The sequence below is a fragment of the Pandoraea sp. ISTKB genome (assembly GCF_001721285.1).
Taxonomy (GTDB): domain Bacteria; phylum Pseudomonadota; class Gammaproteobacteria; order Burkholderiales; family Burkholderiaceae; genus Pandoraea; species Pandoraea capi.
Window position 1 is genome coordinate 1 of sequence record NZ_MAOS01000063.1, and the last position, 20,649, is coordinate 20,649.

Sequence of the window (20,649 nt, forward strand, 5' to 3'; positions counted from 1 at the left end):
GGTCTGGTGGGCGATCTGTTCACCGTCGTGCCGGAACTCACGGGCGCGCTGTAAGCGCTTCGCGGGTTAGCACGACATCGTTGTAAAGCAGTACGGCTGCGGGCCTCGTGCCCGCAGCTTGTTTCCGTCGATTCGTATGGGGATGTGGCCAGACGTCGTGAAAGTCGCGAGCGTCTTCATCCGAATCGGTCGAACAGCAAAAATAAAAAAATAAGCATCTGGCATTCGCCACCATCCGAAGGCAATCGAAATCCCCAGGAGGAACGACATGAGTTATCAGGCCCCGATCAAGGACATGCAGTTCGTCATGAACGAACTCGCGGACCTGACGCGCATCGCTGCGTTGCCGGGTTATGAGGATGCCTCGCCCGACGTCGCACAGGCCGTGCTCGAAGAAGCGGCCCGCTTCAATCAGGAAGTGCTCGCACCGCTGAACGTCATCGGCGATCAGCAACCGAGTACGTGGAAGGACGGTGTGGTCACCACCACGCCGGGATTCAAGGAAGCGTTCCGCCAGTTTTCCGAAGCGGGATGGCAGGGCGTGCTGCACCCGCAGGAGTTCGGCGGGCAGGGCTTGCCCAAACTCGTCGCTACGCCCTGCACGGAAATGCTCAACGCGGCGAACCTGTCGTTCGCGCTGTGTCCGCTGCTCACCGACGGCGCCGTCGAAGCGCTGCTCACCGCAGGCACCGACGCCCAACGTGCACTCTACGTCCCCAAGCTGCTCTCGGGCGAGTGGACCGGCACGATGAACCTCACGGAGCCGCAGGCCGGCTCGGATCTCGCGATGGTGCGCACCCGTGCGGAGCGCGAGGCCGACGGCACCTATCGCATTTTCGGCACGAAGATCTTCATCACGTTCGGCGAACACGACATGGCGGAGAACATCGTTCACCTCGTGCTCGCCCGCACACCCGATGCGCCTCCGGGCGTCAAGGGCATTTCGCTGTTCATCGTGCCGAAGTTCAACGTCGACGCCGAGGGCAAGCTCGGGGCGCGCAACGATGTGCACTGCGTGTCCATCGAACACAAGCTCGGCATCAAGGCGAGCCCCACGGCGGTGCTGCAATTCGGTGACAACGGTGGCGCGACGGGGTATCTCGTCGGCGAAGAGAATCGCGGCCTCGAATACATGTTCATCATGATGAACGCGGCGCGTTTCGCGGTCGGCATGCAAGGCGTGGCCGTCGCCGAGCGTTCGTATCAGCATGCCGTGGCGTATGCGCGTGACCGGCTGCAAAGCCGTCCGGTGGATGGCTCGTCGCGCGACGCGGTGTCGATCATTCATCACCCGGACGTCAAGCGCATGCTCATGACGATGCGTGCCCTGACGGAAGGCGCGCGCGCACTCGCGTACGTGGCGGCCGGTCAGGCCGACATCGCACATCACGCGGCCGATGCCGAGGCAGGCAAGCGCGCGCAGGCCGTCTACGAATTCCTCGTGCCGATCGTGAAGGGCTGGAGCACGGAGATGTCGCTGGAGGTGACGAGCCTCGGCGTGCAAGTGCATGGTGGTATGGGCTTCATCGAAGAGACGGGCGCTGCTCAGTACTATCGCGACGCGCGTATTCTGCCGATCTATGAAGGCACGACGGCGATTCAGGCGAACGATCTGATCGGTCGCAAGACGCTGCGCGATCGTGGCGCTGTGGCTCGCGCACTGTGCGAGCAGATCGAGACGACGGAGAACGAACTGCGCGCGGCGGGTGGTGTGGCCGCGCCGGTGGCCGAGCGTCTTGCCAAGGGACGCGAAGCGCTGGCCATCGTGGTGGACTACGTGCTGGCGAATACGCAGGACAACGCCAATGCGGTGTTCGCCGGCAGCGTGCCGTATCTGAAGCTCGCGGGCGTTGTGCTCGGCGGCTGGCAGATGGGGCGTGCGCTGTTGGCGGCGCAGAAACTGCGCGATACCGATTCGTCGTTCTACGACGCCAAGATCGGTACCGCACGTTTCTTCGCGGATCACATCCTCACGCAGGCCCCGGGCCTTGCGCAGTCGATCACCGAGGGTGCCGACTCGGCGCTGTCGCTGAACGAAGCGCAGTTCTGATCGCCTGACGGCAAATGAAAAAAGCGACCTGCGGGTCGCTTTTTTTGTGCGGTACGTCAGCGCCGATACCCGCTATCGGTCCGAGGCAAGCATCAAACCAGAACAAAACCGCCGGACGAAAAAAAACGGCACTGCGTGAATGTCATCACGCAGTGCCGTACATTGGGTCCCCGCCTCAGCCGCTAAGCCGGCATCCTGAACCGTGAGGTTCAAGGTGGTCGCGGTTAGTAGCGCTTTGGGTTCATCAGACAGAGTGACGCTCACGCCAGCACTACAAACTTCCGCAACCTGCAACAGATCATTGGTTCAAGGAATCTATGACTTTCGCGAACCAGGCAGGGAAAACTAACCTTTCGGACCAGACAGTTACCGATGTCTTTCAGCTTTGATACTGATCGATGACGGCACTCAGTCGTTCGTCCATGGCTTGCATTCTACGCTGAATTTCTTCGGCAGGGAATGCTTGTCCAGCAGCAATGCTTTTTTCCAACGCAAGCAATTCGGATGCCAGGCTCAACGCTGCCATGACGGCAATGCGGTCGGTGCCGCGCACGCTGCTTTGCGCGCGGACCTTGCTCATTTCGGCATCCACGCGCGAGACGGAGGCGAGCAGGTCGGCTTCGTGTTCGGGCGGGCAGGCGAGGCGGTACGACTGTTCAAGAATATGAACTTCGAGCTGCTTGATCGTCATGCGTTTTCTCCACCGGGGGTGCCGAGCAGATCCATCTGACCCTCAGCGGGGTTTTGCGTGGGAAGCTTTTCGAGGATCGCGTTCAGGCGAACCTGCGCTTCGTCGATCTTGGCGGCAAGCTGATCGCGTTGCAGACGCAAGGCGTCGCGTTCGGCGCGCAATTGCTCGATGGCGGCGCGGGTTTCGTCGCATTCGGCGCGCGCACGGTCGAGTTCCGCGAGCAGCGCTTGATTGTGTTGGTGAAAACGTTGGCTGATCACAACCAACTGTTCCATTTTATCGGTGAGATTGTCGAGATCGGTGAGCATCGGGCTGCGTCCTCTTGATTGCCCTACATTCTAACGGAATCGGCGGCCAATGCCCGACGAACGAGCATTGACGCTCGTTCGATTGGCCCCTACACTTGCGGCACTTCGGTGCTCGCGCACGCCCCCCGGCATGCGCAGTTAAACGGGAAACAGGGAGCCGCGTCCCTACACGGGCTGGCTAACCTGTGCTGCCCCCGCAACGGTAAGTCATTCTTTCGACCCGAAAGGTTTCCGAAAACGCGCTTCGCCTCTATCGCCACTGTGTGCCATCTGCATGCGGGAAGGCCGGTCAGGCGCGACGATGACCAGCCCGGATACCGGCCCAAGTGAGTGGGGATTCCATCATGCCGCCCGGCGCAAGCCGCTGGTGGCATGTTGTCGTTTTCAAGTGCCGATGCCGCCCGTCGTATTCGTATGTGTTCGCATGCCGACGTGTCACCGGCACTCCCGATGCGCCCCTTTCGTCGGCGACCTGCGGGGGAACGGGTCAAGGCAACAAGAAAACTACGGAAGTCACACCACACCATGCGCTCCCACGTTCGCGCAATGGCGCTGCACGCGCCTGCCTTTGCTTCGCGCTTCATACCACCCGCCAGCCCGCTCGCTCACATGCGTGCTGCCTCGATCTTCTCGCCTCATCGTGTCGCGCTGGCCGCCGCCTTTCTGGCCGTCAGTGCCGCCGCACAGGCGCAATCGACCGATGCCACGCTCAACACGACCGTGGTGACGGCCTCGCGCACGGAGCAGAAGCTCGCGGATACGCTGGCGTCCACGTCGGTCATCACGCGCGCGCAGATCGAAGCCAGTCAGGCGCAGGACCTGCCATCGTTGCTTCGCGGTCAGGCCGGTGTCGAGATCGTGCAGAACGGAGGCTTCGGCACTTCCGCGAGCCTCTTCATGCGCGGCGCTGCGTCGAATTCATCGCTCGTGCTCATCGACGGCGTGCCTGTCAACTCCGCCACGACCGGTACGACCAACATCGCGCAGATTCCGGTGTCGCAGATCGATCACATCGAAATCGTGCGCGGCAACGTCTCGGCGCTGTACGGCTCGCAAGCCGTGGGTGGCGTGATTCAGATCTTCACGCGCAAGGGCGACGGCGGACCGCCGAAGGCCCACGCCGAAGTCGGCTACGGGACGAACAACACCACGCAGGCCAATGCCGGTATCGCCGGGTCGTTCGATGACGGCAAGACGCGCTTCTCGCTCGACGTCTCGCGCTTTCACACGAATGGCATCTCGGCACAGGACCCGCGTTTCGCGCCCAAGGCCAATCCGAACCGCAACGGCGACGACAACACGAGCGTGACGGCCACGCTCTCGCGCAAGCTCGGCGATACGTGGGAAGTCGGCGCCCGTCTGTTTCAGAGCGACGGCAGCAGCAGCTACGACAGCGCATTCGGCAAGCCGACGGACCTGAACGATGTCGACGCCCGCGTGCGTCAGGTCTCGGCCTACGCGAAGGGCAACGTCACCGACAAGTGGAGCACGCGCTTCACCGTCACGCAGGGCGACGATTACAGCTACAACTATCTGAACGGCAAAGGGAACGGCAATTTCCACACGTCGAGCAATCAAATCGACTGGGCCAACGAATACGTCTTCCTGCCGGATCAGAAGCTCATCGCCGGATACTCGCGGCTGGAGCAGACGGTCGACAGCAACACGACCTACGACCGTAACAATCGCCATCTCGATTCGTTCTACGTCGGTTACGAGGGCGTGATCGCGCAGAAGCACGAGGTGCAGGCGACCGTGCGGCGCGACATGTATTCGGACTTCGGTGGCGCGAACAGCTACTGGGTCGGCTACGGCTACCGGTTGACCGACCAGTGGAAGCTGATGGCCAACGCGTCCGACGGGTTCCGCGCGCCGACCTTCAACGAGCTGTTCTATCCCGGCTTCGGCAATCCGAACCTGCAACCGGAGCGCTCGATTTCGAAGGAAGTCGCCGTGCAGTTCTTCGACGAGCGTTTCGGTCTGGCCAAGCTCGCGCTGTTCCGCACCAACTACACGAACCTGATTCAGTCGCTGAACGTGTTCCCGTACACGGCGGCGAATGTGGCGAAGGCGCGCGTGGAAGGGCTCGAATTGACGTATCAGGGCAAGATTCAGTGGACGGGCACGGACGTGCGGGCGTCGTTCACGCGTCAGAACCCGACCGATCTGGACGCCGACAAGGTCCTCGCACGTCGAGCGAAGCAGTATGGCTCGTTCGGCGTGACGCAGACGCTTTTCAGCAAATTCAGCGTCGGCGGCGATGTCTTCTACAGCGGCGAGCGTTACGATACGGGGGGCCAGCATCTTGGTGCCTACACGCTCGTGAATCTTCAGGCGCGCTACAACATCGACAAATCCTGGTACGTTTCGGCGCATCTGGACAACGTCTTCAACAAGAACTACCAGACGGTCTATGGCTACAACACCCTCGGGCGCGCGATTTACGTCTCGCTCGGCTGGAAGCAGTTCTGACCTACGCATGACCGGTCGCGCATCCGACGGCGTCCCGGCGGGACGCGCTGACGCATGACGCTGCGTCGCGCCCTCACGATCTGGGCGGGGCTGGCCGGCATTGCGCTGGCCGTGCTCGTCGCGTCGCTCATGCTCGGGAGCGTGCCGGTTTCGTTGCGCGAGATCGGTGCGCTGGTGCTGGGGCATGATGTGGGCCTCGCGGGCGACGTGATCTGGCGTCTGCGCCTGCCGCGCTCGCTGGCCGCGTTCGCCTGCGGCGGCCTGCTCGCCGTCGCCGGTACCCTCATGCAAACGTTATTGCGCAACCCGCTGGCCGATCCGTACGTGCTGGGCATCTCCGGCGGCGCAGGTGTGGCCGCGTTGGCCGCGCTGGCGCTCACGCTGCCGTTTTTCTGGGTACAGACGAGCGCCTTCGCGGGGGCGCTGGCGGCCATTGTCATCGTGATGGGCTTGTCGCACCGTAGCTTCCTGCGTCCGGGCGATCGGGACAGCAGTACCAAACTGCTGCTCACCGGCGTGATGATGGCGGCCGGCTTCGGCGCCATCGCCACACTGATTCTCACGCTCGCGCCCGATGCCAGCCTGCGGGGCATGCTGTTCTGGCTGACGGGCGACCTGAACGGTGTCGACCGCGCTTCGCTGCCCCTGTCGACACTCGCCGTGACGCTGCTCATCGTGTGCCCGGTCGCGCATCGTCTGAATGTGCTGCTGCGTGGCGAAGCCGTCGCGCAGGCCGTGGGTGTGGCCGTCGGCCCGCTGCGCGCGCGGATCTATCTGGCGGCGTCGCTCGCCACCGCCGTTGCCGTGACCACGGCGGGCAGCATCGGCTTCGTTGGTCTCGTCGTGCCGCATATCCTGCGCCTGCGTTTCGGCAACGATCAGCGCATGCTGCTGCCGGCGGCGGCCCTCGGCGGCGGTGCGTTGCTGATGCTCGCGGATCTGGTCGCACGCACCGTGATCGCGCCGACGCAATTGCCGGTCGGTGTGATCACCGCGATGATCGGCGTGCCCGTCTTCCTGTGGCTGCTGTCCCGGAGGGTGATCCGATGAGTTCGCCGGGGAATCTTTCGACGTCTTTGCCGAGCACGGCATCGACCCGCGAGCCGCTGCTGCAAACCCATGCGCTGACGTTGCGCGCTGGTGAGCGCATGCTCGTCGACTGGCTGGATCTCGAGGTGGCGCCGGGCGAATGCTGGTGTCTCGCCGGGCCGAACGGCGCGGGCAAGACGACGTTGCTCGACACGCTCGCGGGTCTTCGTCCCATCGCGGAGTCGTCGGCCCGCGATGCGGCGATTACCGCAAGCGGACGTGTCGCGATCGGCGGCAAGATGCTGGCAGAGTGGCGTCCCGAACCGCTGGCACGGGTGAGGGCACTGATGCCGCAACAGATACGCGACGCGTTCGCGGCGACCGCGCTCGAAGTCGTGCTGGCGGGTCGACACCCGTATCTCGCGCCGGGACGTTGGGGGGCATGGGAGTCCGATGACGATGTCGCCATCGCCAGCGCCGCCCTCGCGCAGGTCGGCCTTGAAGACTTTGCCTCGCGCGACGTCACGACGCTCTCGGGCGGCGAGCGCCAGCGCGTGTCGCTCGCGGCGGTGATCGCGCAGGCCACGCCGTTGTTGTTGCTCGACGAACCGGTGTCGCACCTCGATCTGCATCATCAGATCGACGCGCTCGAATTGCTCGCGGCGCACGCCGAGCGCAAGGGCGCGGCCGTCATCTTCTCGTGCCACGATCTCAATCTGGCGCGACGCTTCGCCACGCACGGACTGCTGCTCGACGGTCGTGGCGGCTGGCGCGCCGGGCCGGTGCGCGAAGTACTGTCGGCCGAGTCGTGCAGCGACGCGTTCGGTTATCCGTTGCGTCTGATTCGCGACGGCGACGACGAAGCGCTCGTGCCCGTGCGACGCTGATGACCGTGCTCGTGACGCCGCGCCGAAGGGGATTCGCGATGGGAACACGAGCCGGCGTACACTCACATCCGCGCGTGGGGCCGTACGCGGTGCCGCGCGCTATTGTCACTCCCGTATTACCGTTTCAGGACGTCTGCGCATGACCGCTTTCAGCCCGCTGCTCGCCGAACTCTTCGACATCGCCTCGCCCTCGGCCGCGATGGACGCCTCGTTGCAACACGCCATCGACATCAAGACGAAGCCGCCCGGCAGCCTCGGCGTCCTCGAACGGGTGGCGCACCGTATCGGTCGCATTCAGCAGAGCGCGACGCCGGAGTTGACGCGTCCCGCCATGCTCGTGTTCGCGGGCGATCACGGGATTGTGGCGGCTGGCGTGAGCCCGTATCCGCAGGCCGTCACGGCGCAGATGGTGCTCAACTTCCTGCGTGGCGGTGCCGCGATCAACGTCTTTTGCCGCGCCAATGGCATCGAAATGGAAGTCATCAACGCGGGCGTGGCGGCGGACTTCCCGTCGCACGCATCGCTCGTCGACATTCCTGTGGCGCCCGGCACCCGGAACTTCCTCGAAGCGCCTGCGATGACGCGCGAGCAACTGGAAGCCGCACTCACCGCCGGGGCGGCGCGCGTGGTGACGCATGCCTCGCGCGGCACCCGCATGATCGGCTTCGGTGAGATGGGGATCGGCAACACGTCGGCAGCCGCCTGTTTGATGCAGCGCCTGACGGGATTACCGCTCGCGGCGTGCGTCGGCCGTGGCACGGGTGTCGACGATGCTGGGCTCGCCCGCAAGACGGCCATTCTGGAGCGCGCGCTGGCGGCCCATCCGGTCGCGGGCGACAACCCCGACCCACTGGACACGCTCGCGACCTTCGGTGGCTTCGAGATCGCGATGATGACGGGCGCGTATCTCGCCGCGGCGAAACTCGGTCTCGTGATCGTGGTGGATGGCTTCATCAGTACGGCGGCCCTGCTGGTCGCGTCGCGCGTGTCGCCTGCCGTGCTCGACTACTGCGTGTTCGCGCACGCGTCCGACGAAACCGGCCATCGGGCAATGCTCGACACGCTCGGTGCCGAGCCATTGCTGCAACTGGGCTTGCGTCTCGGCGAGGGCACGGGGGCGGCGCTCGCGATGCCGCTGATTCAGGCGGCGGCCGCCTTCCTGCGCGAGATGGCGACATTTGAAGGCGCAGGCGTGAGCGATCGCGAGGCGGCCAGCGCATGACGGCGTCCGTCCCCGATCCTTCTCAGCGCAACGATGACGCGGACAACGGCAACGGCTCGCGCGAACTCGTCGCGCCGCCTTACCCGACGGCGTCGTTCGGAGGATGCCGGGGACAGTGGCGGCTGTTCCTGACGGCACTCGGATTCTTCACACGCGTGCCGATTCCGTCATGGGTCGGCTATTCCCCCGAACAATTGAACGCGGCGACGCGATACTTCCCGCTCGTCGGGGTGTTCGTCGGCGCGTGCGTAGCCTTGCTGACGGTGGCGATGGGGCACCTGTGGTCGCCGCATCTCGCCATCGCGCTGGGGCTCGGCGTGAGCGTGCTGCTCACCGGCGCTTTTCATGAAGACGGCCTTGCCGATTCGGTCGATGCGTTTGGCGGGGCATTCGAGCGCGAACGCGTGCTGGCGATCATGCACGACTCGCGTATCGGCACGTATGGAGCTGTCGCGTTGTGGCTGGCGCTGGCCGTCAAGTGGCAGGCGCTTGTCGACATTCAGGCGTCGGTGGGGTGGAGTGGTTTTGCCGTCGTGCTGATCGGGGCGCATGCCGCGAGTCGCAGCATGGCGATCAGCTTGCTGCGCGTGCTCGATTACGTGCGTCCGGAAGGCAAGGCCAAACCGGTGGCACAGCGGCTGAGCGTGGGCGGGTTGATGTTTGGCGTGGCGTGCAGTGCGCCGTGGTGGGTGTGGCCGGACTGGCGGGCGGGGGTGACGGGCGCGTTGGTGCTCGTCGTGTTGCGTGCCGGGTTCATTCGCTATCTGCGTCGGCGTCTCGGCGGCTATACCGGCGACACGCTCGGTTTCGCCCAGCAACTCGGCGAACTCGCGTTGTATCTCACGGTGTGCACATGGATCTGATATTGATGCGGCACCCGCCGCCGGACGTCGCGCCCGATGTCTGCTACGGCAGCACGGATGTTCCGCCCGTCGACACGATGCTGCCGTTTGCGACTAACACGATGCTGAGGCGCCTTGGCAATACGCTCGACGGCCGCCGCGTAACCTCGATTCACAGCAGCCCACTCTACCGTGCGCGACATGCGGCGCAGTGGATGGCGGGGCAACTCGGCCTTCACTTGGCGGTGGACGAACGGCTCGCCGAAATGGATTTCGGGGCGTGGGAGATGCGCCGGTGGGACGACATCGATCGCAAGGCACTCGATGCGTGGGCGGCAGACGTCTGCGGCTATGCGCCACCGGGCGGCGAATGTGCGCGCGACGTCGTGCGTCGCATGGACGCGTGGGCGCGAGCATTGCGCGCACAAGCCACGGGCAAGGACGAAGTGCATGTCGTCGTTGGTCATGCCGGTCCGATTCGTCTGCATACGGCAACCACGCTGCGTCTGCCAACCGCCGCATGCCTGTCGTGGACGTTGGATTTCGGACATCTCTGCCACCTCCATATCGCCGACGACGGGCAAGCACGCCTGATTCGCTGGAACGCCTGACGGGGGCGGGATGCCCTCACTGCCACTCACTTTCCGGTTGATGGACGACGCGAGCGCGCCAGATCGAGGTCTTCGCACATCGTGGTGGCGCCGTCGAGAATGCGCGGGCTGGGGCGATTGATGAGATCGCCGTCGATGCCGAACAGGTTGTCGCGCGCCACCGCCGGCAGTTGCGGCCACTTGCGCCAACTGTCGAGCGTCGCCAACGGCTTGTCCGATTTCGTTGCACCCTGCGTGGCCGTGAACATCGCTTCGGGGGCCTTCGCGAGCACCGCTTCGACGGAGACGCGCGGCACCAGCGGCGCTTCGTCGGCGAAGACGTTCACTCCACCGCACAGGCGGATCACGTCGCTCACCATATGCGTGCCGTTGAGCGTCATGAGCGGTTGCGTCCACACCTGATAGAACACCGACACGGGCGAGCGCGACGCGTATTGCTTGCGCAGTGCTTCGTAACGGGCACGAAACGCGTCGGCGGATGCCTGCGCTTTCGCTGGCGTTCCCATCAGCGTGCCGAGCGTTTCGATGGCGGCAGGCAAGTCGCTCAGATGCTTCGGCTCCGAATAAAACACCGGCAGCTTCAACTGACGTAACGCTTCGACCTGCCGCTGCGAATTGCCGTGCATCCACACGACGAGCAGGTCGGGCTTGAGCGCAAGAATGCGTTCGAGATCGAGCGCGCCGTTGTCCCCGACGCGTGGCAGGCGCTGCGCCGCTTCCGGATAATCGGAGTACTTCACCACGCCCACGACCTTGTCGCCGGCCCCGGCGGCGAAGAGCAATTCCGTCGCGTGCGGTGCCAGACTCACCACGCGCCGTGCGGGCGCCGGGAGCGTGACCGTCGCGCCGGTATCGTCTTTCACGGAGACGGCGGCGTACCCCGGCGAGGCGCTCAGGGACGAGGCGACGACGAGGCATCCCGCGACCAGGGCATGGGCCAGACGATGACGTTGCACCAGGCGGTGCGATGGGCGATAGCGTTGGAACATGGCCGGAGCGGTCACATCGAGATGAGAGGTAAGGGTTGGCGAGATCCCGAAGATGACGTTGGATATTCGGGAAGATTCACAACGTGAGATCATTTTCGCCACGCGTCCGCCATTCTCGGTGGGTTATGACGTCGGGGCAAGCGACCGAAGGGACAGGGTGAGCGGGGGAAACCGGCGAACCGATGTCACGCAAGGTCGGTCGAACGATGTGTGACGGAAAGTCGTATGACGTGCTGGAAGGCGTCGATAGCCAACGCACGCGAAACGTGCTGGATTCAAGGAGTGACGTTGTGAAGCGAAATATCGGAATTGTGAGCGCGCTGGCGCTGTTCGTCGTGACGATGCTGGGTGCCTGTGCGGCACCTGACGGCGGGGCGGGATCGGCATCGCGCGCGAGCGGCACCGGCAAGGTCGAGGCCTACGGCGTCATCGACGGCGGCGTGACGATCGTGAAGTGAGTCGCCATGCCCATATGACCGCGCCCCCTGACTCGTGAGAGTTCAGGGGGCGCGGTGTTTTACGTGCGCTATGCCGTGTCGAACGTTACTGGAGCGTAACTACGGCGACACGTGGCGGACTCGCACGCTGCCGGGAGGATCGGAGTCCTTGGCAGCGGCGTGTCCGTCACGCTGCGTTAGTTCGATGCCGGTGCCGGGGCAGCCGCACCTGCGTCCGATGCCGGCGCGCTCATTGCGGCACCTGCATCGCTGGCCGGTGCCGAGTTATCTGCCGGCGCAGCGGCCGGGGCCGATGCAGTCGTGTCGGCAGCCGGAGCGGCCGATTGATCTTCCTTCTTCGAGCAACCCACCGTCACGATGGTGGCGGTCAGAAGCGTGGCGAGCAACAGCGGCAGTTTTTTCATTTGGTCGTCCTTTTAATTGGGGAAAGCCCTTGCGAAAGAACCTTCAGTCTAGCGGCGCCCTTCGGCGATGACTGTGTGCATTTGTTGCAGAAATGCTTCAATTTGTAACGAAAACGTCGGGAACGCCCGTCAATTAATACCGCGTAAGCGGTGGCAGAGCGTCAGTGCCGAGTGACGTCCGGCAGCGTGCGCCCGTTCTGAAGCATAACGAGAAAATTGGATGGCACCGGCCCCCGGCAGTTCCCGTAAAGCGCATTTGGGACGGAATCCGGGACAAATCGGTGGCAGTGAACGAAAGTCGCTGCGGGTGTTGGCCGGGGTGTTGACCGATCGTCACGCAACGCTTGCCACGTGCAGTGCCGATTGCAAGCGCCGCCAAGCATCTTCCGTCGACGGCAAGCCCAGCCGCAGGCTCGGGAGCGGCTGCGTGGTTCCGTCGGTTCGGCTGATGAGACGGGGCTCGAACAACCGCGTCCAGACCCCCTCCTGCGCGAGCCGTTCATGCCATTGCGGTGCCGAAGGGTGAGGTGTCCACGCAAACAGCGGAGTGCCGACGGATGGCCAGCCCTGCGCGTGCAGCAGCGACAACAGTCGTTCACCGTCTTGCAACAAACGTTCGCGTGCGGCGTTTTGCCACGCCGTGTCGCGTAATGCCGTGCGGACTGCGAATCGTGCCGGTCCGCTGATGGTCCATGCGCCGAGACGTGTCGTAAGCGACACGCACAACGATGGCGGGCACAAGGCAAACCCGGCGCGAATACCTGCGAGTCCGAAGAATTTGCCGACGGAGCGCAGCACGACGAGGCCATCCGCACCCACGTGTGGTGTCATCGATGCGTGAGGCGAGACATCCGCAAACGCTTCGTCCACGATCAACATGCCGCCACGCGCTGCCAGCGCCGCGCGCCATTGCGCGAGCGTTTCGCGATCGACGTGTCGTGTCGTCGGATTGTCCGGATTCACCCACACGAGGTAGTCGACGTCGGGCAGGCCGGCCTCCGGGCCGAGCCACGGCACGAGCGTATGCCCGGCGCGTGCGAAGGCGGGGGCGTACTCGCTGTAGGTGAGCGTGGCGACGGCCACACGTCCCGGGCGAAGCAGCTCGGGCAATGCGCGAATGACGGCCTGCGAGCCGGCGCAGGGCACGACGGTGTCGACGGGCACGCCGTAGTAGTGAGCGGCGACATCGCGTAACTCGTCGAATGCATCGGGCAGGTCGCGCCATGCGCTCGCGGGCGGCATCGGTACGGGATAGCCGATGGGGTTGATGCCGGTCGACAGGTCGAGCCAGTCTTCGCGCGCACGGCCGTACTGACGGATCGCCTCACCGAGATTGCCGCCGTGACGCGGCACGCAGCACGTGGACGACGCCGACGAATCGACGGAAGTGGATGAAGCGGACGAGGCAGCCGAAGCCGATGAAGCAGACATTAGGGTCAAAGCAGCGTGGTGGGCATGGCGTCGGCCTGTGAGGCAGCGAACAGCGCGAGCGCACCGCTGACGATCAGCCACATCCACATGGAACGGGAGATGAGCCGCCAGGCGGCCTTGATGTGTTGCGCAGACGGCTCCATGCCGCAGCCCAGCGGGGGACGCGATTCCCACTCGCCGTGGTACCGCGCCGGCCCGCCCAATTGGACGTTGAGGCTGCCTGCGCCCGCGGCCATCACGGGGCCGGCGTTGGGGCTGGACCAGGCGCCGGCCTGCGTGCGCCAGCAGTCGATCGCACGGGCGAGGTCGCCGAACATCGCATAACTCGCTGCCGTCAGCCGTGCCGGAATCCAGTTAAGGACATCGTCGATGCGCGCGGCAGGGCGGCCGAAATACAGAAACTTGTCGGTGCGATAGCCCCACATCGCGTCGAGCGTATTGGCCAGACGGAAGAGGACCACGCCCGGTGCGCCGGCGATGGCGAACCAGAAGAGTGCACCGAAGATGGCGTCGTTGCCGTTTTCCAGCGTCGACTCCACGGTGGCGCGCGCGAGGTCGGACGCACTCGCGTCCTCCGTATCGCGCGAGACGATGCGTGCCGTCAGTGCGCGGGCTCGTGTGACGTCGCCGTCGCGCAGGGCGCGTGCGATGGGCATGACATGCTCGCGCAGGCTGCGCGCGCCGAGTGCGGCGTACAACGCGAGCGCCTGCCAGAGAATGCCGCCCCAGCCGGGCAGGAACGTCAGCGCCCAGGCGATCAGTACCGGGACCGCCAGCATGATCGACCAGGCCCATGCGCCGCGCGTCATGGCACTGAACGGCTTGTCGCGCACGGCCGGATCGTTGAGCCATGCCTCGACACCGTTGGCCACATACCCGAAGCCGACGAGCGGATGCCAGCGGCGTGGCTCGCCAAGCCAGGCGTCGAGCAGCACACCGATCAATGCGGCGAGCCAGAGCGATTCGGGAGCGAGTCCGGTGAGCATCGGCGCTTATCCTTTATCTGTCTTTGCGTGCTGTTCTTGTGTTCTGCCCCGACGGGCGAAGCTTGCTGCGATGCTTGCCCATTCAGCCCTTCACCGCTATCGGCAGGCCGGCGACCACGAAACGCACTTGCGGTGCCAGCGCGGCCACACGCTGGTTGAGGCGTCCGAGTTCGTCGACGTAGCGGCGCGTGACCGATCCCATCGGAATCACGCCCAATCCGATTTCATTGCTGACGACGATGATCTTGCCCGGCAGCGACACGAGTGTCGCCGCCAGCGTATCGACCACGCCCTGCCATTGAGTATCGTCTGCCGGGCCGTCGGGATGATCGTCCGGCGGGCATAGCCATCCGGCGAGCCACAACGGCAGGCAATCCACGAGTACACAATGCCCCTCGCGCACAGTATCGCGCAGCGCCCCGGCGAGATCGCGGCCGACTTCCACCGTCTCCCAATGCGCGGGGCGGCTCGCCCGGTGATGCGCGATGCGTGCACGCATTTCGGGCTCGTCGCTCACAGCGGCGGTTGCGAGATAGGTGACGGGAAGGCCGCTCTGCGCGGCGAGCCCCTCGGCGAATGCACTCTTTCCGGAGCGCGCGCCGCCCAATACGAAGGTCAGGTCAGGGGAGGTCGGAACGAGATCGGTCATGGGCGATATTGTACGAGCGCCCGGTGCGATAATCCGCGTCATGAGTGAAATCCCTGTCAATTTCGAAGCGTCCGCCAGTGTCGCCCACACCGACCACGCGGATCATGCGGATCATCCCCGCTATCGCGGCACCCTCATGATTCAGGGGACGACGTCCGACGCAGGCAAGAGCACGGTCGTCGCCGGACTGTGCCGTCTGCTGCATCGCGAAGCCGTGCGCGTGGCCCCCTTCAAGCCGCAGAACATGGCGCTCAACAGCGCCGTGACGGCCGACGGCGGCGAGATCGGCCGCGCGCAGGCGCTCCAGGCGCAGGCCGCGGGCATCGCGCCGCATACCGACTTCAATCCCGTGCTGCTCAAGCCGAGCAGCGACCGTGGCGCGCAGGTCATCATCGGCGGCAAGGTCATGGCCGACCTCGATGCGCGGGCGTATCACGAGTACAAGCCGCGCGCGATGGCGGCGGTGCTGGCGGCTTACGAGCGTCTGCGCACGGGTTATGACGCGGTCATCGTCGAAGGTGCGGGCAGTCCTGCCGAAGTGAACCTGCGCTCGCGCGACATCGCCAACATGGGCTTTGCCGAGGCGGTCGACGCCCCGGTGCTGCTCGTCGCAGACATCGACCGTGGCGGGGTCTTCGCGCAGATGATCGGCACGCTCGCGTGTCTGTCGGATAGCGAACGCGCGCGCATCAAAGGCTTCATCATCAACCGGTTTCGCGGCGATCCGTCGTTACTCACGAGCGGTCTGGAATGGCTGGAGGAGAAGACCGGCATTCCGGTGCTGGGCGTGCTGCCGTATCTGCACGGCCTGCATCTCGACGGCGAGGACATGCTGCCGCGCGAGCGTCACGCGACGGCGGGTGCCGAGACGCGCCTGCGCGTCGCCGTGCCGGTCCTGCCCCGTATCAGCAATCACACGGACTTCGACGCGCTGCGGGCCCATCCGCAAGTCGATTTCCGGTACGTGGGGCCGGGCGAAGCGTGGCCGGCGAGCGATCTGGTGATCCTGCCCGGCAGCAAGCACGCGCGGGCCGATCTGGCATGGCTGCGGGCGCAGGGTTGGGAACCGGCGATTGCACGGCATCTGCGCTATGGCGGCAAGGTGTTGGGGATCTGCGGCGGTCTTCAGATGCTGGGCGCGGCGATTCACGACCCGATGGGTCTGGAGGGCGACGCCGGGACGACGGCCGGGCTCGGGTGGCTGGAGATCGAAACCACGATGGAGACGCACAAGCAGTTGCGTGTCGTGGCAGGACGCCTGACCGCAGGCGACGCGCCGGTGAAGGGCTACGAGATTCACATGGGCGTGACGCGCGGGGCGGCGCTTGCGCGTCCGGCCGTCTGGCTGGACGGAGACGTCGCCGACGGAGCGCGCTCGGCCGACGATCAGGTGATGGGGACCTATCTGCACGGCCTGTTCGATACGCCTGAAGCGTTGCATGCCTTGCTGACGTGGGCGGGGGCGCGCGATCTCGAACGGCAGGATTACAACGCGCTGCGCGAAGCCTCGCTCGATCGGCTGGCCGATTCGTTCGCTGAGCATCTGGACTTGCCGCGTGTCTGGGCGTGCCTGCGCTGACTTCGATGAGCGTTGGCCGGTGTCTGCCAGATCATCCCCACGGACCCGCGTGCATCCGGACCGTCATCCAGCCGTTGTAAGATGTGCGGAAAATCGACCTCGGGGAGTCTGCAATGCCGGTGATTGTGGTGGCGAATCCAAAGGGTGGCGTGGGTAAGAGCACGCTGGCGACGAATCTGGCGGGCTATCTGGCGGCTCAGGGCCATGCCGTCATGCTGGGCGATACGGACCGTCAGCAGTCGTCGCGGGCCTGGCTGGGATTGCGTCCGCCGGCGCTGCGTCCGATCGCGACCTGGGACGTCGATCACAACGAGGTCGCCCGGCCGCCCAAGGGCACGACACACGCCGTGCTCGATACCCCGGCGGGTCTGCATGGCAAGCGTCTGGACTCGATTCTGAAGCTTGCCGACCACATTCTGGTGCCGTTGCAGCCGTCGATCTTCGATATTCTCGCGACACGCGATTTCCTCCAGAAGCTCGGCGAGGAAAAAGCGGTGCGTCAGGGCGACGTGCGCATCGGTGTCGTCGGGATGCGCGTGGACGCGCGTACTCGCGCCGCCGACCAACTCTCGCGCTACTGCGAGGAAGCCGGGCTGCCCGTGCTCGGCATGCTGCGCAACACGCAGAACTACGTGCAACTCGCAGCGCATGGCCTCACGCTATGGGATGTAGCGCCGGGACGCGTCGAGCGCGATCTGCCGCAGTGGGATGGGATCACGGCGTTCGTAGCGAAGTGAGGCAGTGGACGTACGGGACGACGTCGACATCACGCACGAAGGCACATGAAGGCGCACAAAGCGCGCCGATCAAATAGCAAAGGGACCCGAATGGGTCCCTTTTGCATTGCGGCGCAAGCTAACGACGCGCGCATTCGCGTAGCCGCGCCGTCCCGCGACGACGGACTACGGCTGTATTACTTCGCTGCGCTTGCCGCTTCGAAGGCGCGCGTTTCTTCCCATGCCTGAAGCGGCACGTGATCGCGCTCGCCCTTCTGCACGTTCTTCTCGTCGACGAACACCAGCTTGGGCTTGAAGCCGGCCAGCACGGCCGCTTCCTCGACCTGTGCGTACGACACGATGATGACCACGTCACCCAGTTGTGCACGACGCGCGGCGGCGCCGTTGAGCGAGATCATGCCGCTGCCACGCTCGCCGCGAATGGCATAGGTCGTGAAACGCTCGCCGTTATTGACGTTGAAGATGTCGATCTGCTCATTTTCGACAAGGCCCGAGGCTTCGAGCAGGTTTTCGTCGATCGCGCACGAGCCTTCGTAATGCAATTCGCAATGCGTTACGGTGGCGCGGTGGATCTTCGACTTGAGCATGGTGCGGTACATGGCGTGCCTCTTGTGTTGCGGTGTCGCGCGCAGCGCGAAGAAAGAATGCGTGCGCAATCGGCAGACGGCCGACACGCGCGCAGCGTGGCGCTTCAGGCGTGCCGCACCGGTGCATCGACCGCGTGCGGCGCACCCGGCGCTCAGATTTCGAGATTGTCGATCAGACGCGTGGCCCCGAGTTTGGCGGCGGCGAGCACCACCAGACTTTCGGCCGGCGCTGCGCCGGGGGCGGGTACGCGCAGATTCGCCCGTTGGCGAATCGACACGTAGTCCGGCTTCCAGCCGCGCTCAGTGAGCGTCTTCATGGCGGCGGCTTCGAGGGCTGCGTAATCGGTCTTGCCGCTGTTCACGGCGTCGCGGATCTCGCCCAGCAGACGGTACAACTGCGGGGCTTCGGCGCGCTCGGCATCCGACAGATAACGATTGCGCGAGGACAGTGCGAGACCGTCTTCGGCGCGCACCGTCTCGGCCGCGATGATCTCGATGGGCAGCGCGAACTGACGGCACATGCTGCGCACGATCATCAGTTGCTGGTAATCCTTCTTGCCGAACACGGCCACACGCGGCTGCACGCAGGAGAACAACTTGGTGACGACCGTACAAACGCCCTTGAAGAAGCCCGGACGGAACTCGCCTTCGAGAATGTCGCCCAGATCGTGCGGCGGCTCGACACGGTATTCCTGCGGCTCCGGATACATCTCCTTCTCGTCCGGCGCGAACAGCACGTAGACGTTCTCGCCCGTGAGCTTTTCGATGTCGTCGAGCATCGTGCGCGGGTACTTGTCGAAGTCCTCGTTCGGCCCGAATTGCAGACGATTCACGAAAATGCTGGCGACGACCGGGTCGCCGTGCTGACGCGCGAGGCGCATCAGCGACAGGTGACCTTCGTGCAGATTGCCCATCGTGGGCACGAAGGCGACGCGATTCTGGCCGCGCAACTGGTCGCGCAGTTCGTGAATCGAGGGGATGACTTTCATGGGGCGCTCAGTTTGGGGTGTAAGTCAGGCGAACGTAAATCGGCGCAAACGGTTCGGCCTGCGTGATTTCCAGCAGCGACTCGCGCGTGAGTTCGAGCATGGCGATGAAGTTGACCACGACGACCGGCACGCCACGCGTGACGTCGAAGAGCTCGGTGAACTCCATGAAACGCGCGCCTTGCAGGCGTCGCAGAATCTGGCTCATGTGCTCGCGCACGGACAGTTCTTCGCGGGAGATCTTGTGATGTTGTACGAGCTTGGCCCGACGCAGCACTTCGGCCCACGCGGCGCGCAGATCTTCGGCGTCGACGTCGGGAAAGCGCGGCTGAAGGCTCTGCTCGATGTAGACCTGCGAGCGCAGGAAGTCACGGCCCAGCACCGGCAGCGTGTCGAGCTTCTGCGCGGCAAGCTTCATCTGCTCGTACTCGAGCAGACGGCGCACCAGTTCGGCGCGCGGATCCTCGGCTTCCTCGCCGGTGTCGGCCTTCTTGACCGGCAGCAGCATGCGCGACTTGATCTCGATGAGCATCGCGGCCATGAGCAGATACTCGGACGCGAGTTCCAGATTGGTCCGGCGGATTTGTTCGACGTACAGCAGATACTGCTTCGTGACTTGCGCCATCGGAATGTCGAGCACGTTGAAGTTCTGCTTGCGAATCAGATACAACAACAAGTCGAGCGGACCTTCGAAAGCTTCGAGGAAGATTTCGAGGGCATCCGGCGGAATGTAGAGGTCGTTCGGTAGCGCAAAGAGCGGCTCGCCATACAGGCGGGCTCGCGCGACGCCATCGACGGTGTCGGGCGTCGAATCCTGCCCCTCGTTCGGCGCCGGGAGTTCCGTGGCGTTGCCGCCCGCACCGGCGGGGCGTGACGATGCCCCCGAGGCTGCCGATCCCGTACACTCGGCCGCCGCTTCGGCGTCGCCGGACGAAGGCTCCGGTGGCGCCGATGGCGTTGCGCCGTCGGGAGTGTCCGCGGCGTTCGCCGTCACGTTCGGCACGTTCGGCACTTCGGCCGAATCGTCACGAATGTCGTCGTTCCGGCCATCGTCCGCCGCGTGCCCTGCGCTTGCTGCGACTTCGGTCATCCCCGCAATGACGTGCTCAGGCACCGGCGCGATCTCGGGGATCGGGTCGGGCGAGGCGGGGGAGACCGACGGATCGTCGGGGGAACTCGGGTTCAATGCAGAACTCGTTGGGCGACGCGAATGACGCGCTTACTCGCTTTGGTAGACGTACGGCTGCTGGGCCACACGCGATTGCTGGGCGCGGCTACGCTCGTCCAGATCGATCGGTTGCTTGTCCCACAGCAGTGAACGGCCCTTGCGTTGCTCCGCTTCCAGCGTCGGCTTCTCGGACTTGAGTTGCTTGATGAATTGGGTGATGTCGGACTCGTACATGGTCGATTGCTTGAAAAATAGGCAAAAGCGGCGCCATCCAGACAGCGCCAATCGACGCAGATTCTACCGCAAACCCGTCCCCATTCGACGTTTTGCCGGTTTTTGCCGTTTTGGGCGATTTGCCCGATTTCGGGGCGCACGGGGTGAACCCGTCGAAGGGATATGTTCAAATACGATTCACATACGCAATACGCGGTGTCCTGTTGTGCCATGCTGACGGGCATCGCGTGCTTGGGCACGACTTACGGCACGCCGGACCACCGGCGGCGATTATTTCAAGGAAGGTTTTGACCGTCTCGCAGATCAAATCCGGACACGACGCTGGCCGT

At 64.7% G+C, this 20,649-nt stretch carries 20 protein-coding genes, 1 other RNA gene, 1 pseudogene and 1 riboswitch; of the genes and pseudogenes, 10 read left to right on the forward strand and 12 right to left on the reverse strand.

The features are described 5' to 3' along the window. Nucleotides 1-268: 268 nt before the first annotated feature. Entirely contained in the window at nucleotides 269-2,050 is a 1,782-nt protein-coding gene (locus tag A9762_RS22880) for an acyl-CoA dehydrogenase (RefSeq protein WP_069344295.1), read from the forward strand. 163 nt (nucleotides 2,051-2,213) lie between these two features. Here A9762_RS22880 and ssrS read toward each other — a convergent pair. From ssrS to A9762_RS22895, 3 genes are all read right to left on the reverse strand, one after another. Continuing rightward, a non-coding RNA gene (ssrS, locus tag A9762_RS22885) (6S RNA) lies at nucleotides 2,214-2,395 on the reverse strand. A 34-nt stretch (nucleotides 2,396-2,429) separates the two neighbouring features. Then, nucleotides 2,430-2,741: a cell division protein ZapA gene (locus tag A9762_RS22890; RefSeq protein ID WP_047907312.1), complete on the reverse strand. Its 312-nt coding sequence runs from the start codon at nucleotides 2,739-2,741 to the stop codon at nucleotides 2,430-2,432. After that, complete coding sequence (locus tag A9762_RS22895) at nucleotides 2,738-3,049, reverse strand: ATPase (protein WP_069344296.1); 312 nt, start codon at nucleotides 3,047-3,049, stop codon at nucleotides 2,738-2,740. Before A9762_RS22895 ends, A9762_RS22890 begins: the two co-directional genes overlap by 4 nt. A gap of 89 nt (nucleotides 3,050-3,138) precedes the next feature. Further along, nucleotides 3,139-3,390: riboswitch (cobalamin riboswitch) on the forward strand. 184 nt (nucleotides 3,391-3,574) lie between these two features. On the opposite strand from A9762_RS22895, the gene A9762_RS22900 reads away from it, so the two are divergent. The 6 genes from A9762_RS22900 (at nucleotide 3,575) to A9762_RS22925 (ending at nucleotide 10,112) form a co-directional block, all read left to right on the forward strand. Beyond that, the gene (locus tag A9762_RS22900; RefSeq protein WP_069344297.1) at nucleotides 3,575-5,521 is read left to right on the forward strand and encodes a TonB-dependent siderophore receptor; all 1,947 of its coding nucleotides are present in this window, start codon (nucleotides 3,575-3,577) and stop codon (nucleotides 5,519-5,521) included. Nucleotides 5,522-5,575: 54 nt separating this feature from the next. Continuing rightward, nucleotides 5,576-6,571 carry an iron ABC transporter permease gene (locus A9762_RS22905; RefSeq protein WP_069344298.1) on the forward strand — a complete coding sequence of 332 codons (996 nt, stop codon included), beginning with the start codon at nucleotides 5,576-5,578 and terminating at the stop codon, nucleotides 6,569-6,571. 98 nt (nucleotides 6,572-6,669) lie between these two features. Next, a complete protein-coding gene (locus A9762_RS22910; RefSeq protein ID WP_240493681.1) occupies nucleotides 6,670-7,437 on the forward strand; it encodes an ABC transporter ATP-binding protein in 768 nt (255 codons plus the stop codon). Nucleotides 7,438-7,576: 139 nt separating this feature from the next. Next, nucleotides 7,577-8,659, forward strand: coding sequence for a nicotinate-nucleotide--dimethylbenzimidazole phosphoribosyltransferase (cobT, locus tag A9762_RS22915; RefSeq protein ID WP_069344299.1), 1,083 nt, complete (start codon nucleotides 7,577-7,579; stop codon nucleotides 8,657-8,659). Then, complete coding sequence (locus A9762_RS22920) at nucleotides 8,656-9,522, forward strand: adenosylcobinamide-GDP ribazoletransferase (RefSeq protein ID WP_083254210.1); 867 nt, start codon at nucleotides 8,656-8,658, stop codon at nucleotides 9,520-9,522. The genes cobT and A9762_RS22920 overlap by 4 nt, the downstream gene beginning before the upstream one ends. After that, a complete protein-coding gene (locus A9762_RS22925) occupies nucleotides 9,513-10,112 on the forward strand; it encodes a histidine phosphatase family protein (RefSeq protein WP_069344300.1) in 600 nt (199 codons plus the stop codon). The genes A9762_RS22920 and A9762_RS22925 overlap by 10 nt, the downstream gene beginning before the upstream one ends. 26 nt (nucleotides 10,113-10,138) lie before the next feature. Here A9762_RS22925 and A9762_RS22930 read toward each other — a convergent pair whose 3' ends face one another. Beyond that, entirely contained in the window at nucleotides 10,139-11,101 is a 963-nt protein-coding gene (locus A9762_RS22930) for a cobalamin-binding protein (RefSeq protein ID WP_083254211.1), read from the reverse strand. A 290-nt stretch (nucleotides 11,102-11,391) separates the two neighbouring features. Here A9762_RS22930 and A9762_RS29005 point away from each other — a divergent pair, with 290 nt between their 5' ends. After that, complete coding sequence (locus tag A9762_RS29005; protein ID WP_170836307.1) at nucleotides 11,392-11,559, forward strand: hypothetical protein; 168 nt, start codon at nucleotides 11,392-11,394, stop codon at nucleotides 11,557-11,559. A 176-nt stretch (nucleotides 11,560-11,735) separates the two neighbouring features. Here the strand turns inward: A9762_RS29005 and A9762_RS22935 are convergent, their stop codons facing one another. From A9762_RS22935 to cobU, 4 genes are all read right to left on the reverse strand, one after another. Then, entirely contained in the window at nucleotides 11,736-11,963 is a 228-nt protein-coding gene (locus A9762_RS22935) for a hypothetical protein (RefSeq protein WP_069344301.1), read from the reverse strand. Nucleotides 11,964-12,296: 333 nt separating this feature from the next. Then, entirely contained in the window at nucleotides 12,297-13,394 is a 1,098-nt protein-coding gene (gene cobD, locus A9762_RS22940) for a threonine-phosphate decarboxylase CobD (protein WP_083254212.1), read from the reverse strand. Nucleotides 13,395-13,399: 5 nt separating this feature from the next. After that, nucleotides 13,400-14,380, reverse strand: coding sequence for an adenosylcobinamide-phosphate synthase CbiB (cbiB, locus tag A9762_RS22945; RefSeq protein WP_069344303.1), 981 nt, complete (start codon nucleotides 14,378-14,380; stop codon nucleotides 13,400-13,402). Nucleotides 14,381-14,462: 82 nt separating this feature from the next. Then, nucleotides 14,463-15,029 (reverse strand): bifunctional adenosylcobinamide kinase/adenosylcobinamide-phosphate guanylyltransferase, encoded by a 567-nt coding sequence (gene cobU, locus A9762_RS22950; protein ID WP_069344304.1) that lies wholly within the window; start codon nucleotides 15,027-15,029, stop codon nucleotides 14,463-14,465. Nucleotides 15,030-15,165: 136 nt separating this feature from the next. On the opposite strand from cobU, the gene A9762_RS22955 reads away from it, so the two are divergent. After that, nucleotides 15,166-16,608 carry a cobyric acid synthase gene (locus tag A9762_RS22955; RefSeq protein ID WP_069344314.1) on the forward strand — a complete coding sequence of 481 codons (1,443 nt, stop codon included), beginning with the start codon at nucleotides 15,166-15,168 and terminating at the stop codon, nucleotides 16,606-16,608. 113 nt (nucleotides 16,609-16,721) lie between these two features. Then, nucleotides 16,722-17,345, forward strand: a complete 624-nt coding sequence (locus tag A9762_RS22960) for a ParA family protein (protein ID WP_069344305.1) — start codon at nucleotides 16,722-16,724, stop codon at nucleotides 17,343-17,345. A 176-nt stretch (nucleotides 17,346-17,521) separates the two neighbouring features. On the opposite strand, the gene panD is transcribed toward A9762_RS22960, so the two are convergent. From panD to A9762_RS22980, 4 genes and pseudogenes are all read right to left on the reverse strand, one after another. Continuing rightward, entirely contained in the window at nucleotides 17,522-17,944 is a 423-nt protein-coding gene (panD, locus tag A9762_RS22965) for an aspartate 1-decarboxylase (RefSeq protein ID WP_069344315.1), read from the reverse strand. Nucleotides 17,945-18,084: 140 nt separating this feature from the next. Next, nucleotides 18,085-18,921, reverse strand: coding sequence for a pantoate--beta-alanine ligase (gene panC / locus A9762_RS22970; protein ID WP_069344306.1), 837 nt, complete (start codon nucleotides 18,919-18,921; stop codon nucleotides 18,085-18,087). 7 nt (nucleotides 18,922-18,928) lie between these two features. Continuing rightward, nucleotides 18,929-19,741, reverse strand: a pseudogene (locus A9762_RS22975) (ScpA family protein); the annotation flags it as partial. Between the two features lie 396 nt (nucleotides 19,742-20,137). Continuing rightward, nucleotides 20,138-20,320, reverse strand: coding sequence for a DUF3460 family protein (locus A9762_RS22980; protein WP_069344307.1), 183 nt, complete (start codon nucleotides 20,318-20,320; stop codon nucleotides 20,138-20,140). Nucleotides 20,321-20,649 lie beyond the last annotated feature (329 nt).

Coding starts and splice junctions, on each gene's coding strand:
- A9762_RS22955 (WP_069344314.1), top strand. CDS start 15,166: ATGATTCAGGGGACGACGTCCGACGCAGGCAAGAGCACGGTCGTCGCC.
- A9762_RS22925 (WP_069344300.1), top strand. CDS start 9,513: ATGGATCTGATATTGATGCGGCACCCGCCGCCGGACGTCGCGCCCGAT.
- A9762_RS22900 (WP_069344297.1), top strand. CDS start 3,575: ATGCGCTCCCACGTTCGCGCAATGGCGCTGCACGCGCCTGCCTTTGCT.
- panC (WP_069344306.1), bottom strand. CDS start 18,921: ATGAAAGTCATCCCCTCGATTCACGAACTGCGCGACCAGTTGCGCGGC.
- panD (WP_069344315.1), bottom strand. CDS start 17,944: ATGTACCGCACCATGCTCAAGTCGAAGATCCACCGCGCCACCGTAACG.
- A9762_RS22910 (WP_240493681.1), top strand. CDS start 6,670: ATGCTCGTCGACTGGCTGGATCTCGAGGTGGCGCCGGGCGAATGCTGG.
- cbiB (WP_069344303.1), bottom strand. CDS start 14,380: ATGCTCACCGGACTCGCTCCCGAATCGCTCTGGCTCGCCGCATTGATC.
- A9762_RS22935 (WP_069344301.1), bottom strand. CDS start 11,963: ATGAAAAAACTGCCGCTGTTGCTCGCCACGCTTCTGACCGCCACCATC.
- A9762_RS22890 (WP_047907312.1), bottom strand. CDS start 2,741: ATGACGATCAAGCAGCTCGAAGTTCATATTCTTGAACAGTCGTACCGC.
- A9762_RS22880 (WP_069344295.1), top strand. CDS start 269: ATGAGTTATCAGGCCCCGATCAAGGACATGCAGTTCGTCATGAACGAA.
- A9762_RS22895 (WP_069344296.1), bottom strand. CDS start 3,049: ATGCTCACCGATCTCGACAATCTCACCGATAAAATGGAACAGTTGGTT.
- cobT (WP_069344299.1), top strand. CDS start 7,577: ATGACCGCTTTCAGCCCGCTGCTCGCCGAACTCTTCGACATCGCCTCG.
- A9762_RS22980 (WP_069344307.1), bottom strand. CDS start 20,320: ATGTACGAGTCCGACATCACCCAATTCATCAAGCAACTCAAGTCCGAG.
- cobU (WP_069344304.1), bottom strand. CDS start 15,029: ATGACCGATCTCGTTCCGACCTCCCCTGACCTGACCTTCGTATTGGGC.
- cobD (WP_083254212.1), bottom strand. CDS start 13,394: ATGTCTGCTTCATCGGCTTCGGCTGCCTCGTCCGCTTCATCCACTTCC.
- A9762_RS22930 (WP_083254211.1), bottom strand. CDS start 11,101: ATGTTCCAACGCTATCGCCCATCGCACCGCCTGGTGCAACGTCATCGT.
- A9762_RS22960 (WP_069344305.1), top strand. CDS start 16,722: ATGCCGGTGATTGTGGTGGCGAATCCAAAGGGTGGCGTGGGTAAGAGC.
- A9762_RS22920 (WP_083254210.1), top strand. CDS start 8,656: ATGACGGCGTCCGTCCCCGATCCTTCTCAGCGCAACGATGACGCGGAC.
- A9762_RS22905 (WP_069344298.1), top strand. CDS start 5,576: ATGACGCTGCGTCGCGCCCTCACGATCTGGGCGGGGCTGGCCGGCATT.